The organism is Agrobacterium sp. SORGH_AS_0440 (assembly GCF_031453135.1).
GTDB classification, from domain to species: Bacteria; Pseudomonadota; Alphaproteobacteria; order Rhizobiales; family Rhizobiaceae; genus Agrobacterium; species Agrobacterium pusense.
Genome location: NZ_JAVIYR010000001.1, coordinates 130,076 through 146,521, shown reverse-complemented (window position 1 = coordinate 146,521; position 16,446 = coordinate 130,076). Strand labels below are relative to the sequence as shown.

Genomic DNA, 16,446 nt, shown 5'->3' with positions numbered 1-16,446 from the left:
ACCGATTTCATGGCACGTTTTTTCATCGATCGGCCCATTTTTGCCTGGGTCGTCGCCATCTTCATCATGCTGGCGGGCCTGCTCGCCATTCCCATGCTGCCTATTGCGCAATATCCGAATGTGGCGCCGCCGCAGATTTCGGTCTCCACGACCTATCCCGGCGCTGCGCCGGAAGATATCTACCAGAGCGTCACGCGCCCGATAGAAGAGGAACTGAACGGTGTTCCCGGCCTGATCTATTTCGAGTCGACATCGGAGGCTTCCGGCCGCATTTCGATCAACGTCACGTTTGAACCAGGCACCAATATCGGTGAGGCGCAGGTCGAAGTTCAAAACCGCATCGCACGCGTGGAGCCACGCCTGCCGCAGGCAGTGACGCAGCAGGGCCTGCGCGTGGAACAGGCAGGCACCTCGTTTCTGATGATGGTGGCGCTCACCTCCGTCGACGGCAATACCGATGCCATCGGTCTCGGCGATTATCTCAGCCGCAACGTGCTCGGCGAATTGCGCCGCGTTCCCGGCGTCGGCAGCGCGCAGCTCTTTGCCACCCAGCGCTCCATGCGCATCTGGATGGATCCGGACAAGATGCTGGGCCTCAGCCTGACGTCGAGCGACGTCATCGGCGCCATCCAGGCGCAGAACTCGCAGGTCGCCGCCGGCCGCATCGGTGCATCGCCAAACCCGATTGGCCAGCAGATTTCCGCGACCGTCAACGTGCAGGGTCAGCTCACCTCGCCGGAAGAGTTCGGCTCCATCGTGCTGCGCGCCAACCCGGATGGTTCTTCCGTCAGGCTGCGCGATGTCGCGCGTGTGGAAGTGGGCGGCGAAAGCTATAACTTCTCGAGCCGCCTGAACGGCAAGCCGAGCGCCGCCATCGGCGTGCAGCTGTCGCCGACCGGCAATGCGCTGCAGACATCGGAGGGCGTACGCGCCACGATGGAGGAGCTGTCGCGCTATTTCCCCCAGGGCATAGAGTATGAAATTCCCTATGATACCAGCCCCTTCGTCAAGATTTCGATCGAGAAGGTCATTCACACGCTGATCGAGGCGATCATCCTCGTCTTCGTGGTGATGTTCGTGTTTCTCCAGAACATCCGCTACACCATCATTCCGACATTGGTGGTGCCCGTGGCGCTGCTCGGCACCTGCGCCATCATGTATGTCTCGGGTTTCTCGATCAACGTTCTGACCATGTTCGCCATGGTTCTCGCCATCGGCATTCTGGTGGATGACGCGATCGTCGTCGTTGAGAATGTCGAGCGCATCATGGCGGAAGAGCATCTTTCGCCGAAGGAGGCGACCCGCAAGGCAATGGGCCAGATTTCCGGCGCGATCATCGGCATCACGCTGGTGCTGACGGCCGTGTTCGTGCCCATGGCCTTCTTCCCCGGCGCCGTCGGCATCATCTACCAGCAGTTCAGCCTGACCATGGTGGTGTCGATCCTGTTCTCCGGCTTCCTGGCCCTGTCGCTGACGCCGGCGCTGTGCGCTTCTTTCCTGAAGCCCATCAAGGCCGGCCATCATGAAAAGAAGGGCTTCTTCGGCTGGTTCAACCGCAACTTCGACAAGGCGTCGCACAAATATTCGTCTTCGGTCGGCGGCATCATCAAGCGCTCCGGCCGCTTCATGGTGATCTATGCGGCGCTGCTGGTCGGTCTCGGCTGGGCCTATATGCAATTGCCGAGCTCGTTCCTGCCGAACGAAGACCAGGGCTACCTGATCGTGGACATCCAGGCGCCTGCGGAAGCCAGCAGCGACCGCACCCTGCAGTCCATCCAGCAGATCGAAAAGATCTTCCTGGAAGAGCCGGCGGTTGAACGCGTCATCGCCGTGTCGGGCTTCTCCTTCTCCGGTTCCGGCCAGAATGCCGGCCTCGCCTTCGCGACGCTGAAGGACTGGAGCGAACGTGGACCGGAGGATTCTGCAGCGGCCATCTCAGCCCGGATCAATGGCAAGCTCTGGGGCCTGCCGGACGCAATGTCCTTCGCGCTGTCGCCGCCGCCCATTCAGGGTCTCGGCAACTCCAGCGGCTTTACCTTCCGCCTGCAGGACAGGTCCGGAGCGGGCCAGACGGCGCTGAGCGCCGCCGGCGCGCAGCTGATGGCCGCGGCGCGGCAGAGCCCCATCCTTGCCGGCCTTCGCATCGAAGGCATGCCGGATGCGGCGCAGGTCAATCTCGTCATCGACCGTGAGAAGGCAAACACATTCGGCGTGACTTTCAGCGATATCAACGCCACCATCTCGGCCAATATGGGTTCGTCCTACGTCAACGACTTCCCCAATGCCGGCCGTATGCAGCGCGTGACGGTGCAGGCCGAACAGGGCCAGCGCATGAAGACCGAGGATCTTCTGAACCTCAACGTCCGCAACGCCAATGGTGGCATGGTGCCGATCAGCTCTTTCGCCTCGGTGGAATGGGTGCGCGGTCCTTCTCAGGTGGTCGGTTATAACGGCTATCCGGCGATCCGTATCGGTGGCCAGGCGGCGCCGGGCTACTCCTCCGGTGATGCCATTGCCGAAATGGAACGTCTGGCGCGCGAATTACCCGGCGGTTTCGGTTTCGAATGGACCGGCCAGTCACTGCAGGAAATCCAGTCGGGTTCGCAGGCACCGGCGCTCATCGGTCTCAGCGTGCTGTTCGTCTTCCTGCTGCTCGCAGCGCTTTACGAAAGCTGGTCAATTCCGCTCTCCGTCATGCTGGTGGTGCCGCTCGGGGTCATCGGCTCGGTGGCGGCGGTGATGCTGCGCGGCATGCCGAACGATGTCTACTTCCTCGTCGGCCTCGTCGCCATCATCGGCCTTTCCGCGAAAAATGCGATCCTCATCATCGAATTCGCCAAGGATTTGCGGGCAGAGGGCAAATCCACCTATGATGCGACGGTGGAGGCGGCGCATCTGCGCTTCAGGCCGATCCTGATGACGTCGCTCGCCTTCTCGCTCGGCGTGCTGCCCATGGCGATCGCCTCCGGTGCGAGCGCCGCGAGCCAGAATGCCATCGGTACCGGTGTTCTCGGCGGCATGATCTCGGCGACGATCCTCGCGATCTTCTTCGTTCCCGTGTTCTTTGTTTTCGTCATGAAGATTTTCGGGGATCGGAAGAAGGAGAACGAGATTGCTGCTGACGCCGTTTCACCGGCGGAATAACATCGAGGGAAAGCCGGGATACCGTCATGTCATGACGCCCCGGCATTGAGGAAAGGCACGGTGCGGAAGCGCCGTGCCGGCAGTGGAAGGAGATAACGGAATGCGCCGTACCAAGGCCGAGGCAGAAGAGACGCGTCAGGCGATCCTTGCCGCTGCCGAGCGGGTGTTCTTCAAGAAGGGCGTTGCCAACAGCTCGCTGGACGAGGTGGCGGCCGCGGCCGGGGTCACACGCGGGGCGATATACTGGCATTTTTCCAGCAAGACCGATCTCTTCATCGGCCTTTACCAATCGGTGGCGCTGCCGGAATCCGACCTGCTCGATTTCGGCGATCCCGACCTCAGGGGTGCGGCGCTGCTCTCCAGGATAGAAGAAGCGGCCTGCAAATGGCTGGCGCTCCTGGCGGGCGACGAACAGCGCCAGCGCATCATGACGATCAGTCTTCGTACCAATTATTCCGATGAGTTCGCGCCCGTTCTTCATGCGCAGGAGGAGCTGGATCGATACCACAAGGAGCGGCTGGAGGCGGCTTTCGAGCGGGCGCAGGCGGAAGGCGCGTTTAACGACAACTGGACCGCGGAATCCGCGCTTGGCGCGCTTTACTGGCTTTTGAAGGGCATGTGCTCCGACTGGCTGCTGTTCGGCAAACGATTCGATCTGGCCAGCGACGGCGCCGAAGCGGTACATCGCCTCATGAAAGGCTTCCAGCGTTCCCCTGCATAGTGAGGCGTTTTGCGGGCTCCCCGTCCACCGGACGGCCCTCACATTTCAGTGTATTCTAACAGACAAGCGAAATTTGCTTTACGTACCTCAAAACCAACGCTAGCTTCTTCTCCGAGCTTTGGGAGGAGTTCGTTCATGGTCACTTCAAGGACAATCGAAGGGCAGGAGCCGCCCGTTCGCACCGGATGTCGGTGAGGGCGCATGGCTATTGCTGAGGTTACTGCGGAACCGGCACTTGTCCGGACGGTCGGGTTATCGAAATCTTTTGGACCGGTTCAGGTTCTGAAGGACATAGAGATAGACGTGCGGGCCGGTGAGGTGCATGCCATCATCGGTGAGAACGGCGCCGGCAAGTCGACGCTCATGAAACTGCTGGCGGGCAATGAAAAGCCCTCGGGCGGTGAGATCCGTGTCGACGGCGACCCTGTCACGCTGAGCGGGCCGGTGGATGCCGAACATCGCGGCATTGTGCTCGTCCATCAGGAAATATTGCTCGCGCCTGATCTGACGGTGGCGCAGAACATCTACCTTGGCCGCGAACTGCGCAAGGGCCCGGTGGTGGACGATCGTGCCATGCGCGACGGCGCCCGCAGGGCGATCACCGAACTGGGCGGCGCTATAGACCCCGACGCCATCGTCGGCAGCCTGTCTATCGCCCAGCGGCAGTTGGTACAGATCGCGCGCGTGCTGCTCGTGCCGCATCGGCTGGTCATTTTTGACGAACCGACGGCCAGCCTGACGCCTATCGAAACCGAGGCGCTGCTTAACGTCATCCGCGATATTCGCGCGAAAGGCGTGGCCGTGCTCTATATCTCGCACCGCCTGCCGGAAGTGAAGGAAATCGCCGACCGCGTGACCGTGCTGCGCGACGGCCGGCTGGTCGCCTCTCACCCGGCCTCGGAGCTGGAGCCGGCCGATATGGCGCGGCTGATGGTAGGGCGCGATGTGGCGAAACTCTATCCCGACCGGAACGCCGGCGGCGAGCGCGAGCCTGTTCTTGAGGTGGAGAATTTTAACGTTCCCGGTTATGCGCAGGATGCCGGTTTCAGCCTGCGCAAAGGCGAAATCCTCGGTTTTGCCGGGCTGGTGGGGGCGGGCCGGACGGAGCTGATGGAGGGTGTGCTGGGCCTGCGGACCGGGCGTGGGACGGTGCGTCACCTTGGCCGGACGGTGCACTTCGCCAAGGCGGAGGACAGCCTCAGGGCCGGCATCGTTTACCTCAGCGAAGACCGTAAGGGGAAGGGGCTGTTGCTCACCAAGGATCTGCGGGTCAATCTCACGCTTGCGTCGCTGAAAAAATTCAGCCGTCTGTTCCAGATCGACACCGGCCGGGAAACGGCCGCGCTTGATGCTGCAGTGCGCGACTTCGACATTCGCACAGGACGCAAGGACTTGCTGGCGGGCCAGCTTTCCGGCGGCAACCAGCAGAAGCTGCTGCTGGCCAAGATGATGCTGCTCGACCCGTCCATCGTCATCATCGACGAGCCGACCCGCGGCATCGATATCGGCACCAAGGAGCAGATTTACCGCTTTATCGCCGGGCTTGCGGATGAGGGGCGCTCGATCATTGTCGTTTCCTCGGAAATGCCGGAGCTGATCGGCATCTGCGACCGCATTCTGGTGATGCGTTCGGGCAGGATTGTCGGTGAGGTGACGGGGGAGCGCATGACTGAAAACGACATCGTGGCGCTGGCGACGGGTGTTCACACGCAGGAACCCGCCTGAGCGCCCGCTTTCCGGGAAACATGGCCTGACAAAAGAAACTGAGGGGAAATATGACTGAGGCCGCATTTGATAACGGCAAAACGCCGAAGACCTCGAAGGACTGGGACCTGCGCGCCGTCGCGCCTTTCGTGGCGCTGGCACTCCTGCTGGTTCTCGGCACCATCGCCAATCCCAATTTCATCGGCATCGACAATCTGTTGAATGTCATCACCCGCAGCGCCTTCATCGCCATCATCGCGCTGGGCGCAACCTATGTCATCACGTCAGGCGGGCTGGACCTGTCGGTGGGCGCCATGGTTGCTTTCGTGGCCAGCCTGATGATCCTCTTCATGAACAGCGGCGCGATAGCGAGCCCGTTGCTGATGCTTCTTGCGGCAATGGCACTCGCGCTCGCCATCGGCGCGGCCTGCGGGCTGGTAAACGGGCTCATCACCACCATCGGCCGCATCGAACCCTTCATCGCCACACTCGGCACCATGGGTATCTATCGCGGGCTGACGACCTGGCTGTCGCAGGGCGGCGCGATCACGCTGCGCAACCCGGAAATCCAGACGCTTTATCGCCCGGTCTATTTCGGCAATGTTCTGGGCGTGCCGGTGCCGGTCATCGTCATCTTCGTCACGGCTGCGATAGCCGCCTTCGTGCTTTACCGTACCCGCTACGGGCGGCATCTGACGGCGGTGGGCTCCAGTGAGGATGTTGCGCGTTATTCCGGCATTCCGGTCGCCCGGGTTCGCACCATCGCCTATGTGGTACAGGGGCTCTGCGTCGCCGTTGCGGTGCTGCTTTACGTCCCGCGCCTGGCGTCTACTTCGGCAACGACAGGCATGTTATGGGAGCTGCAGGCGATTACGGCCGTCGTCGTCGGCGGTACGGCGCTGCGCGGCGGGGTAGGGCGCATCTGGGGCACGATCTGCGGCGCCTTCATTCTGGAGATCGTCGGCAACATCATGATCCTGTCGAACTTCGTCAGCGAATATCTGATCGGCGCCATTCAGGGGGCCATCATCATCATCGCCATGCTGGTGCAGCGCTCGCTCAGCCGCAGGTAAGGTATCACGCCGCGCCATGTGGGGCAGGCGCGGTTGGAGGAGGAACGCCCCGGTCTTGGGAGGAAAGAGACTATGCGTAATAAATTCATCGGCGTGGCCTTTGCCGCGCTGGCAACGGTGCTGGCGGGTTCGGCCCACGCGCAGGACAAAAAGGTCACGATCGGCGTGTCCATTCCGGCGGCCGACCATGGCTGGACGGCGGGCGTGGTCTACCATGCCGAACGTGTGGCGAAGCTTCTGATGAAGGAGCATCCGGGGCTCAACGTCATCGTCAAGACATCGCCGGACGCCGCAAACCAGGCCAATGCGCTGCAGGATCTGGCCGTGCAGGGGCTCGACGCGCTGGTCGTCCTGCCGTCCGATCCCGATCCGCTTGTCAACGCCATCAAGGAGATCAAGGACAAGGGTACCTTCGTCGCGCTCGTCGACCGCGCGCCGAGTGTCAACGACAATTCGATCCGCGATCTCTATGTGGCCGGCAACAACCCGGCGCTCGGCCAGGTGGCCGGCGAATACATCAAGAAGACGACGCCGGATGCCGAAGTCGTGGTCATTCGCGGCCTGCCGATCCCGATCGACCAGCAGCGCCAGGATGGCTTCGACAAGGGTATCGCCGGCTCGAACGTCAAGGTTCTCGACCGCCAGTACGGCAACTGGAACCGCGACGACGCCTTCCGTGTGATGCAGGACTATCTGACCAAGTACAAGAAGATCGACGTGGTCTGGTGTCAGGACGACGATATGGCGATCGGCGTGCTGGAAGCCATCCAGCAGGCCAAACGCACCGATATCCAGTATATCGTCGCGGGCGCCGGGTCCAAGGACATGATCAAGAAGGTCATGGACGGCGACAAGCTTGTGCCGGTCGACGTGCTCTATCCGCCGGCGATGGTGGCGACCGCCATGCAGCTGACGGCCGGGCATTTCTACGATCAGGTGCCGGTCGCGGGTGAGTACATCCTCGATGCGACGCTGATCACCAAGGACAATGCCGAGCAGTTCTACTTCCCGGATTCGCCGTTCTGACGAGCTGGCTTCTGCCATGCGACGCCCGCTGCAAGGCGGGCGTCGATGCTGCTAAAAGTTTTGCCGAGGTTTGGATTTGACGAGACGGCTGCATCCCCACTCCGTCACCCCGGACTTGATCCGGGGTCCAGGGCGATCAAGTGCTTGATCGCGAGAGAGTCCTTTCACGGCGCAGACGCGCCGTGGCTGGATGCCGGATCAAGTCCGGCATGACGGAAGGACGCTCGGCGAATGCCCCCCGGCCCTTCACCCGTTCTTCCTGAACCACGCCGAGAGATAATCCACGAAACTGCGCACCTTGGCGGGCAGGTAGCGACGATGCGGATAGACCGCATAAATGCCGCGGTCCTTGGAAATGTAATCGTCGAACAGCGTCACCAGTTCTCCGGACTGGATATAGGGCCGGGCGATAAAGTCAGGCACCATGGCGATTCCGAGGCCGGCACGCGCCGCGCGCAGGGTCGCCTGTGGGCTGTTGACCTCGATGGGTCCGCTGATGGCGACCGAATTTGAGCCGCCATCCGGCTCCAGATACCGCACCGTATTATGAAAACGCGTATTGGTGTCGATGATGAAGGGAACGCGGGAGAAATCCTGCGGACCATCGAGCGGTCCGTGTTGCGCGACGAAATCCGCCGTCGCCACCGCATAGACCCGGAAATCGGAAAGCTTGCGGGCGATCAGGCCCGAATCCTCCAGCCGGGTGATCCGGATCGCGAGATCGAAGCCTTCTTCGATCAGGTCGACGAATCGGTCTTCCGCGACGATCTCAAGCGACAGTTCCGGATTTTCCTTGGCGAAGTCGATGAGGCTCTGGCCGACCTCCGCGTCGATGAAAGTGCGTGGAACGGAGATCCGCAGTTTTCCTTTCAGATCGGCATTCTTTTCCCGAACAAGGTCGGCGAGATTGTCGATCTCCTTCAGGATGTCGGATGCTGTGCGGTAATAGGTGTGCCCGGCTTCCGTCAGCGAAAACTGCCGCGTGGTTCGGTTTAAGAGAAGCGCTCCGAGATCGTCCTCCAGTTCCCGCACATATTTGGACAGAAGCGCCTTGGAGCGCCCGGTCTTGCGCGCCGCAGCGGAAAACCCCTCCGCTTCGACAACGTCGATAAAGGCGCGGATGCGCGTCAGCGTGTCCATGAAAACCCTCCAGTTTGTTCCATATAATTGAACGCTGCATCCTGACTGTTCAACCTTAAAATCGCTGCTGAAAAATTCCGCTATATGGTGAAAAAATCCTCTTGATTATGACGGCGAATATTCTTATCTCCCGTGCTGCCCAAAGTCGCACGTGCCCATGTGTGTCCGCCGATTCCTCGATGTGGTGAGGATTTAGGTAAGGTACCTGGAACTAACCCCTCCAGTCGCTATTCCGGCCAACCGGAAAATGCGAGGACATACGAAGCAACGACGGTGCGGGCCTTTCTGGTTCTCTGCCGGCTCTCCATCAGCCGGGGTACTAAAGAGGCACACCATCATTGCCTGAAGTGCGGTCGGGTCATTCCCTCCAATCCATGGCAGACAAAGCCGAATGATGCTCTGGCAGGGCGTCGTTCACATTCGCGCCTTGAGCGTATGCTATCGATTCTGCGCCTCCACCGGCTGATTCGAATGCATGTCTCGAGCGTCCTTTGTCCTCCGGATTTTTCCGGAGCCGGTTTAACAGGGAATACATCGATGACGACTGCACGCATTCTCGACTTCATCAAGACCCGACGTCCCGAAGGCCCTTGCCTTGTGGTTGATCTCGACGTCGTGCGCGACAATTTCAACGCGTTCCGGCACTCCCTGCCGAACAGCGCGATCTATTATGCCGTGAAGGCAAACCCGGCTCCCGAAATCCTGAAGCTGCTTGCTTCGCTCGGCTCCAACTTCGATTGCGCCTCCGTGGCTGAAATCCAGATGGCGCTCGATGCGGGTGCGACTTCCGACCGTATCTCCTTCGGCAACACCATCAAGAAGGAACGCGATGTTGCGCGCGCCCATGCGCTCGGCATCGATCTCTTCGCCGTGGACAGCCATGAGGAAGTTGAGAAGGTTGCCCGTGCAGCTCCCGGCGCGCGCGTGTTCTGCCGCGTTCTGACGGATGGCGAAGGTGCGGAATGGCCGCTGTCGCGCAAGTTCGGCTGCGTACCGCAGATGGCTGTCGACGTTCTGGTTTACGCCCATCAGCTCGGTCTTGAGTCCTACGGCGTATCCTTCCATGTCGGTTCGCAGATGATGAACCTCGACGCGTGGGATGCGGCACTGGCCGATGCCAAGCGCGTTTTCGCTTCGCTTGCCAAACAGGGCATCCACCTGCAGATGGTCAATATGGGCGGCGGTTTCCCGACCAAGTACCTGCGCGACGTTCCGGCTGCCGAAGAATACGGCCAGGCCATCGACACGGCGCTGCGCAAGCACTTCGGCAACCAGATCCCGAAGACCATCATCGAACCGGGCCGCGGCATGGTAGGCAATGCCGGCGTCATCAAGGCGGAAGTCGTTCTCGTGTCGCGCAAGTCCGACAATGACAACCACCGCTGGGTGTTCCTCGACATCGGCAAGTTCGGCGGTCTCGCCGAGACGATGGATGAGGCGATCCGTTACCCGATCCGCACCGAGCGCGATCAGGACGAGATGGAGCCCTGCGTTCTGGCCGGCCCGACCTGCGACAGCGCCGACGTGCTGTATGAAAAGAACATGTATCCGCTGCCGGTCTCGCTGACCATCGGCGATGAAGTTCTGATCGAAGGCACGGGCGCTTACACGACCACCTATTCGGCGGTCGCGTTCAACGGTTTCGAGCCGCTGAAGGCCTACGTCATCTGATCCGAGCGCCGTCCGCTGAAAGGGCGGCGTCTCGACCCTTCCAAGCTTCCGTTCCGGCCCTGCCGATTGTGCTGTTGCGCAAATCCCTGCTTGCTGCACCTCTTCCAGCCGAGGAAAGCGTGTCGGCGGGCCGGAACGGCTCCACCAATTTTCATCAAGGGCCGCGTGTGGGCGGTTGTGTGACGGGAGGCCAAGGATGGCCGCTCTTTTGAATTCGGTACGGGCATTTTTCACACCGCAGACATTTCATGTCGATCAGGAAAATCCGGGCGATGTCGTTGCCCGTGAAAACCTGCTGGACCGCGCCATGGGCGCCGGACGCCGCCGCAAGTCTTCCGAAAAGCTGCGCGCCGGCCGCGTTCCCGCCGAAGGCCTGGCGCTCGTCGCCCGCGATGAGGACGGCCATGTCATCGGCACGGTGCGCCTGTGGAACGTCGAAGCCGGTATCTCCCGCGAAGGCCGCGCCGTCGAAGCGCTGCTGCTCGGCCCGCTTGCCGTCGATGCCGCCCATGAGGGCAAGGGCATCGGCTCGGCGCTGATGCCGCGCCGCCATTACCGAGGCCACCAGGCGGGGCCATGGCGCCATTCTTCTGGTTGGCGACGCACCCTATTACGAGCGTTTCGGCTTTTTCGCCGACAAGGCCCAGCATCTCATCATGCCCGGCCCGTTCGAGCGCAGCCGTTTTCTGGCGCTGGAGCTGAAAGCTGGCTGGCTTGAAGGTGCTGCCGGCCTGCTGGTGGCAAGCGGCCGGCGGCTCTCCGCCTGACCCCGTCAACCGTTGATTTCGTGCTCCGGCCGGGTGGCCGGGGCCGATCCAGCGAAATTGTATTGCTGCAAAATATTCTTTCATGCGAGGCTGGGGAATCGGATGCGATACCGGTTCGGCGGCGATAGGTCGCAATAGGCTCTTTGGCCATTGTGACAGTTTATGTCTGCTCCGGCGTGATTTCAGCGGCAGGGGATCAGGCATGCAGGCAGCTCTACTCCGAACCAATCGTGATTACCGCCTGTTATTCTCCGCGAGCGCCGTATCCAATCTTGCCGATGGTATTTCGATGGTGGCGATACCATGGCTCTGCACGTTGCTGACCAGCGATCCGCTGCTGATATCCATGATCGCGGTGGCGCAACGGTTGCCATGGCTGCTTTTTGCGCTGCCGGTGGGGGTTTGGACCGATCGAAGCGACCGGCGTTTGCTGATGGTGCGGGCAGACATGGTACGGCTGGCGCTGATGATATGCGCAGTCGCCATGATCTCCGCCACTGCAAACCCGCCATTACCGATGCAATCGGGTTCGTCGGCGATTTTTTCGCTCGCGGTAATAGCGTTCCTGTTCGGCTGCGCCGAGGTCGTTCGGGACAATGCGGCGCAGACGATCCTGCCTTCGCTTGTCGCGCCGGGTGATCTTGAACATGCCAATGGCCAGATGTGGAGCGCCGAACAGGTGACCGGCCAGTTCATCGGCCCGCCGCTGGCCGGCCTGTTGATCGCGGCGGGCATTGCCATTCCCTTCGGCCTTGATGCCGGCTTTTACGCGGTCTCGGCGGTGTTGATCTGGCTCATCGTGCTGCCGCCACGCAAACCCTCCGGTCCGGCTTCATTCTGGCCGGCATTGCAGGAAGGCCTTGGCTGGATGTGGCGCAACCCCATGGTGCTACGGCTCGCTATCATGCTGGGCGCAATCAACGCCGTATTTGTCGGGGGAATGACAGTCCTCGTTCTCTATGCGCAGGAGGTGCTCAATCTCTCCGCGACCGCCTATGGCGTGCTGTTGACCTGTGGCGCAGCTGGCGGCGTTCTTGGCGGGCTGGTCTCACCCTGGCTTGCCCGGCGGTTGGGGGCGAGGGCAAGCCTCTTTCTGGCGCTTTGCACATTTGCACTGTTCAATCTGATGCTTGGCCTGTCGGCGTCCTTGCCGCTGGTGGCGGCCGGCCTGTTTTTCGAGGCGGCAGCGGGCATGTTGTGGAATGTGGTCACCGTCAGCTACAGGCAGAGGCTCATTCCAGATGAGCTGCTTGGACGCGTCAATTCCGTCTATCGGTTTTTCGGTTGGGGCGCGATGTCGTTCGGCGCCTTTGCGGCCGGGATAATGGTCAGTTTGGCCGAACCGGAGATCGGCCGCACCGCGGCGCTGCATATGCCTTATCTGGTTGGCGCCTCTGTCTGTGCGGTTCTTGCCGCCTATGGCTTCTTCCGACTGCGCTTCTGAACCCTGCCGCATGCCGATCTCCGGCCGTTTTGTCGCATCTTTGCGTTCCATACCCCCTTGCGCCCGGGAATTTGCGGGTATATACCCGGGGCAAATGCCAAACGATAGCTGCCACTGCATTCTGTTGCGTAAAGCATCCCGCAAGGTCTCGTCCTATTATGACGAGGCGCTGGCGCCGCTTGGTGTCAACATCGGTCAGTTCAGCCTGCTGCGGAACATCAACCGCGTTGCGCCGGTCTCGCTGACCGACCTGGCGGCAAGGGTGGAACTGGATCGCTCCACCGTTGGCCGCAATGCCAAGGTGCTGGCGCGGATGGGTCTGGTCGCTATTGGTCACGGCGAGGATCAGCGGGAAGCGATGCTCACCGTAACGGAGGAAGGGCACGCGATCCTCAAGGCGGGCGCACCGCTCTGGGATGGGGTGCAGGATGAAATCGAGGCCCGGCTTGGGCCCGAGAAAACAGCACAATTGCAGGAACTGCTCGCAGCCCTGTAGTTTTTTGGGCATATGCCGTTATCTGCCCGCAATGTGGGTATATACCCGTAAAATATCGGCCGCGGCCGCCGGAAAGGGAATTCGAACATGCTCTCCACACGCCTCGCCAGCTGGATGGCCGGCAGAAATCTGCACTATGGCTGGCTCGTCGCCGCGACCACCTTTCTCACCATGCTGGCCACCGCAGGTGCGATGGGATCTGCGGGGGTGATGATCCAGCCGCTGCATCAGGAATTTGGTTGGGATATCGCCGATATTTCTTCGGCCATGGCCGTCAGGCTTGTGCTGTTCGGTCTGCTTGGTCCTTTTGCCGCCGCTTTCATGAACCATTTCGGCATCCGGCAGGTGGTTTCCACCGCGCTTGCCCTGATCATGGGCGGCATTGTCGCCTCGTTTTTCATGACTGAGGTGTGGCAATTGCTGCTGCTCTGGGGCGTGGTGATCGGTGTCGGCACCGGCATGACTGCCCTGGTGCTGGGCGCCACCGTGGCGACACGCTGGTTTTCCAAGCGTCGGGGACTGGTGATCGGCCTGATGACGGCAAGCAACGCCACCGGCCAGCTGGTTTTCCTGCCGCTGCTGGCGGCGCTGACGGAAGCCTATGGCTGGCGAACCGCCTTGACCCTGTCCGTTGCGGTGATTGCCACCGCCATGGTCCTCGTTCTGCTTTTGATGCGTGACCACCCCGCCGATGTCGGTTTGCCGGCCTATGGCGAGACGGTGGTGACAAAGCCGGTCAAGCAGGACCACAATCTCCTCGCCACGCTGGCATCGCCGCTGGTGACGCTGAAAAGCGTCTCGGGCAACCCCGTCTTTTGGGTGCTGTTCGGCACGTTTTTCGTCTGCGGACTTTCGACCAACGGTCTCATCCAGACACACTGGATCTCGATCTGCGGCGATTTCGGCATGGCTGCGGTAACAGCGGCGGGAACGCTGGCGGTGATCGGCATTTTCGACTTCTTCGGCACGATCTTCGCCGGTTGGCTTTCTGACCGGTTCGACAATCGCTTTCTGTTGTTCTGGTTCTACGGTCTGCGCGGGCTATCCTTGCTTTACCTCTCATTCTCAGGCTTCAGCTTCGTGGAGCTTTCGGTCTTTGCCGTCTTCTACGGGCTGGACTGGGTAGCGACCGTGCCGCCGACGGTGAAGCTTGCCGCGGAAAACTTCGGCCGTGAAAAGGCCGGTCTTGTTTTCGGCTGGGTCTTTGCCGGCCATCAGTTGGGGGCAGCCACCGCCGCCTTTGGCGCCGGTTTCTTCAAGAGCGACTTCGATACCTATATGCCCGCGCTGCAGATTGCCGGTCTGATGTGCATGATTGCCGCCGTCTCGGTTCTGCTGCTGCGAAAGCCGGGCTCAGCGACCCTGACGCCGCAGACGGCGTGATATGCATGGGGGAGGCCTGCGCATGTGGCCTTCTCCTTATTCCGACTTCCGTAGGCGGGTCGCCCGGCGGCATTGTTGCGTAATTGCCACAATGCTTGCCGGTTCATCGCTTCCATACATGAAGGGCATCCCGGTTTGATCCATCTCAATCGGCCTGCGTCACCCTTCGTCATAGTGGCTCCCAAGCGGTTGCGGCAGGCGAAGATTCGCAAGGCCCGCCGTCATCAGCCGGTTCCGGGGACTTGCCCGGCTGCGGTGCGCTATAGGAGAGATGGAATGACGAATAGAAACAGAAACAACGCCTTGCTTGCCAGTGTTGCGATTGGCGTTGCCGCCATGCTCGGGTCCGCCGATGCGATAGCCGCTGATATGACCCAGGCGGCGCCGGCTCCGACTGCGGAGGAAGCGATTGCGGCGGCAAGCCGGTGGATGCTGCGCGTGCGCGGCCTCGGCGTCATCACCAACGACAGCGGGAGCGTCGACGGTGTGCCAGGGGCTGGCCTGTCCTATTCGGATACCGTAATCCCGGAACTCGACATCAGCTATTTCTTCAACGATAACTTCGCCGCCGAACTCATTCTCGGCACCACCTATGCCAAAATCAATGGCGAGGGCGTGCTGGCCGGCACGCCGGTCGGCAAGACCTGGCTGCTGCCGCCGACACTGACGCTGCAATATCACTTCACCGACTTCGGCGCTTTCAAGCCCTATATCGGCGCGGGCGTGAACTATTCGCTGTTCTACAACCAGACGGAAAAGCCCGGTTTCAGCAATCTCGACGTCAAGAACAAGCTGGGCGCCGCCGTGCAGGTCGGTTTCGACTATATGCTGGATGAGCATTGGGGTGTGAACTTCGACGTGAAGAAGATCTTCCTCAAGACCGACTGGACGGCGGAACTCGGTGGCACGCCGATCAGCGGCAAGGCCAAGCTGGATCCGTGGCTGATTGGCGCGGGTATCACCTATCGTTTCTGACAATAGATCGATGAAGCACGGCTTTTGACGGGCGGCGCTTTCTGGGCTATAGGGACGGCCACGGGCAAGAGCCCCGGCCGTCCGCAGGCGCGTTTGCGCCCCTGGTGAAGCTCTTTTCTTGATAACGGTCATCCCATGTTTTGCATGTCGTCGATGGCAACGCGGACCCCCTTCGGAACATTCGGCATGCACATGTTGGAGAACCGTTATGAACGTGTCCAAACCGCTTCCCGCACTTGAGGGGCTGAAAGAACAGGCAAAGCGCCTGCGTGCCGCTCTTGAGGATGAGGGGCAGTCAATCACCCATTCAAAGGCGTTGGAACTCATCGCCGCACAATATGGCTTCCGCGACTGGAATACGCTACATGCCGCCGCGGGAAATCGTCCCGCCTTCAATCCCCATCTTCTGGGTTCGAGGGTGGAAGGTTTTTACCTCGGGCAGCCTTTCGTGGCCTCCGTTCTGGGCGTGCAGGCGCTCGGCGGGGATCCCGAACGTTACCGGCTGACCCTGCATCTCGATGATCCCGTGGATGTCGTGACCTTCGAAAGCTTCTCCGCTTTCCGCCAGCGCGTTCATTGCAATGTTGATACCTCAGGCCGCACCCTGGAGAAAACTTCCAATGGCCGGCCGCAGGTGGAACTCGTCTGGTAGGTTGGCGCTCCCTTGGTTGGTCGCCGTTCATGGTGGCGAAGCACGGGATTTCAGGCTTTTGAACCCCTTTTCATTTCAAAACTGAAAGGGGGTTCAGTCGAAATTTGCGATGTTTGCTTCACCGCGTCTTTCCGCACCGCCCCCCCTTAATACACGTCAGTGCTCGTCCGAGTATATATAATATATATTTTGGTTGTGCTTGTGTGTTATTAATAGCATTTATTGTTGATGTATTTGTTTTGCAAAGTAA

At 60.9% G+C, this 16,446-nt stretch carries 12 protein-coding genes and 1 pseudogene; 12 read left to right on the top strand and 1 reads right to left on the bottom strand.

Translation table 11 applies throughout. From position 1 onward, the window contains the following. The first annotated feature begins 9 nt into the window (after positions 1 to 9). From QE453_RS00710 to QE453_RS00690, 5 genes are all read left to right on the top strand, one after another. A complete protein-coding gene (locus QE453_RS00710) occupies positions 10 to 3,144 on the top strand; it encodes an efflux RND transporter permease subunit (RefSeq protein ID WP_045531658.1) in 3,135 nt (1,044 codons plus the stop codon). 100 nt (positions 3,145 to 3,244) lie between these two features. Beyond that, positions 3,245 to 3,865: a TetR family transcriptional regulator gene (locus tag QE453_RS00705; RefSeq protein ID WP_037093074.1), complete on the top strand. Its 621-nt coding sequence runs from the start codon at positions 3,245 to 3,247 to the stop codon at positions 3,863 to 3,865. A gap of 201 nt (positions 3,866 to 4,066) precedes the next feature. After that, positions 4,067 to 5,590, top strand: coding sequence for a sugar ABC transporter ATP-binding protein (locus QE453_RS00700; protein ID WP_137069358.1), 1,524 nt, complete (start codon positions 4,067 to 4,069; stop codon positions 5,588 to 5,590). Positions 5,591 to 5,640: 50 nt separating this feature from the next. Continuing rightward, complete coding sequence (locus QE453_RS00695; protein WP_004445079.1) at positions 5,641 to 6,642, top strand: ABC transporter permease; 1,002 nt, start codon at positions 5,641 to 5,643, stop codon at positions 6,640 to 6,642. Between the two features lie 72 nt (positions 6,643 to 6,714). Then, complete coding sequence (locus QE453_RS00690) at positions 6,715 to 7,668, top strand: substrate-binding domain-containing protein (protein WP_004445078.1); 954 nt, start codon at positions 6,715 to 6,717, stop codon at positions 7,666 to 7,668. A gap of 246 nt (positions 7,669 to 7,914) precedes the next feature. On the opposite strand, the gene QE453_RS00685 is transcribed toward QE453_RS00690, so the two are convergent. Continuing rightward, positions 7,915 to 8,808: a LysR family transcriptional regulator gene (locus tag QE453_RS00685; protein ID WP_004445076.1), complete on the bottom strand. Its 894-nt coding sequence runs from the start codon at positions 8,806 to 8,808 to the stop codon at positions 7,915 to 7,917. A gap of 537 nt (positions 8,809 to 9,345) precedes the next feature. On the opposite strand from QE453_RS00685, the gene odc2 reads away from it, so the two are divergent. From odc2 to QE453_RS00650, 7 genes and pseudogenes are all read left to right on the top strand, one after another. Beyond that, positions 9,346 to 10,479, top strand: coding sequence for an ornithine/lysine decarboxylase (gene odc2, locus QE453_RS00680; RefSeq protein WP_004445074.1), 1,134 nt, complete (start codon positions 9,346 to 9,348; stop codon positions 10,477 to 10,479). Between the two features lie 196 nt (positions 10,480 to 10,675). Next, a pseudogene (locus QE453_RS00675) lies at positions 10,676 to 11,246 on the top strand (GNAT family N-acetyltransferase). Positions 11,247 to 11,448: 202 nt separating this feature from the next. Further along, on the top strand, positions 11,449 to 12,690 hold the full coding sequence (locus QE453_RS00670; RefSeq protein ID WP_309776172.1) for an MFS transporter: 1,242 nt from the start codon (positions 11,449 to 11,451) through the stop codon (positions 12,688 to 12,690). A gap of 94 nt (positions 12,691 to 12,784) precedes the next feature. Beyond that, positions 12,785 to 13,186 carry a MarR family winged helix-turn-helix transcriptional regulator gene (locus QE453_RS00665; protein ID WP_004445069.1) on the top strand — a complete coding sequence of 134 codons (402 nt, stop codon included), beginning with the start codon at positions 12,785 to 12,787 and terminating at the stop codon, positions 13,184 to 13,186. Positions 13,187 to 13,273: 87 nt separating this feature from the next. Beyond that, complete coding sequence (locus QE453_RS00660) at positions 13,274 to 14,569, top strand: MFS transporter (protein WP_034496672.1); 1,296 nt, start codon at positions 13,274 to 13,276, stop codon at positions 14,567 to 14,569. A 276-nt stretch (positions 14,570 to 14,845) separates the two neighbouring features. Next, on the top strand, positions 14,846 to 15,544 hold the full coding sequence (locus QE453_RS00655; protein ID WP_309776171.1) for an OmpW family protein: 699 nt from the start codon (positions 14,846 to 14,848) through the stop codon (positions 15,542 to 15,544). Between the two features lie 208 nt (positions 15,545 to 15,752). Next, positions 15,753 to 16,196, top strand: a complete 444-nt coding sequence (locus QE453_RS00650; RefSeq protein ID WP_309776170.1) for a glyoxalase superfamily protein — start codon at positions 15,753 to 15,755, stop codon at positions 16,194 to 16,196. The last annotated feature ends 250 nt before the right edge of the window (positions 16,197 to 16,446 follow it).

What these genes read in the sequence shown, in the direction of transcription:
- QE453_RS00710 (WP_045531658.1), top strand. Translation starts at nt 10, where the DNA reads ATGGCACGTTTTTTCATCGATCGGCCCATTTTTGCCTGGGTCGTCGCC.
- QE453_RS00705 (WP_037093074.1), top strand. Translation starts at nt 3,245, where the DNA reads ATGCGCCGTACCAAGGCCGAGGCAGAAGAGACGCGTCAGGCGATCCTT.
- QE453_RS00700 (WP_137069358.1), top strand. Translation starts at nt 4,067, where the DNA reads ATGGCTATTGCTGAGGTTACTGCGGAACCGGCACTTGTCCGGACGGTC.
- QE453_RS00695 (WP_004445079.1), top strand. Translation starts at nt 5,641, where the DNA reads ATGACTGAGGCCGCATTTGATAACGGCAAAACGCCGAAGACCTCGAAG.
- QE453_RS00690 (WP_004445078.1), top strand. Translation starts at nt 6,715, where the DNA reads ATGCGTAATAAATTCATCGGCGTGGCCTTTGCCGCGCTGGCAACGGTG.
- QE453_RS00685 (WP_004445076.1), bottom strand. Translation starts at nt 8,808, where the DNA reads ATGGACACGCTGACGCGCATCCGCGCCTTTATCGACGTTGTCGAAGCG.
- odc2 (WP_004445074.1), top strand. Translation starts at nt 9,346, where the DNA reads ATGACGACTGCACGCATTCTCGACTTCATCAAGACCCGACGTCCCGAA.
- QE453_RS00670 (WP_309776172.1), top strand. Translation starts at nt 11,449, where the DNA reads ATGCAGGCAGCTCTACTCCGAACCAATCGTGATTACCGCCTGTTATTC.
- QE453_RS00665 (WP_004445069.1), top strand. Translation starts at nt 12,785, where the DNA reads ATGCCAAACGATAGCTGCCACTGCATTCTGTTGCGTAAAGCATCCCGC.
- QE453_RS00660 (WP_034496672.1), top strand. Translation starts at nt 13,274, where the DNA reads ATGCTCTCCACACGCCTCGCCAGCTGGATGGCCGGCAGAAATCTGCAC.
- QE453_RS00655 (WP_309776171.1), top strand. Translation starts at nt 14,846, where the DNA reads ATGACGAATAGAAACAGAAACAACGCCTTGCTTGCCAGTGTTGCGATT.
- QE453_RS00650 (WP_309776170.1), top strand. Translation starts at nt 15,753, where the DNA reads ATGAACGTGTCCAAACCGCTTCCCGCACTTGAGGGGCTGAAAGAACAG.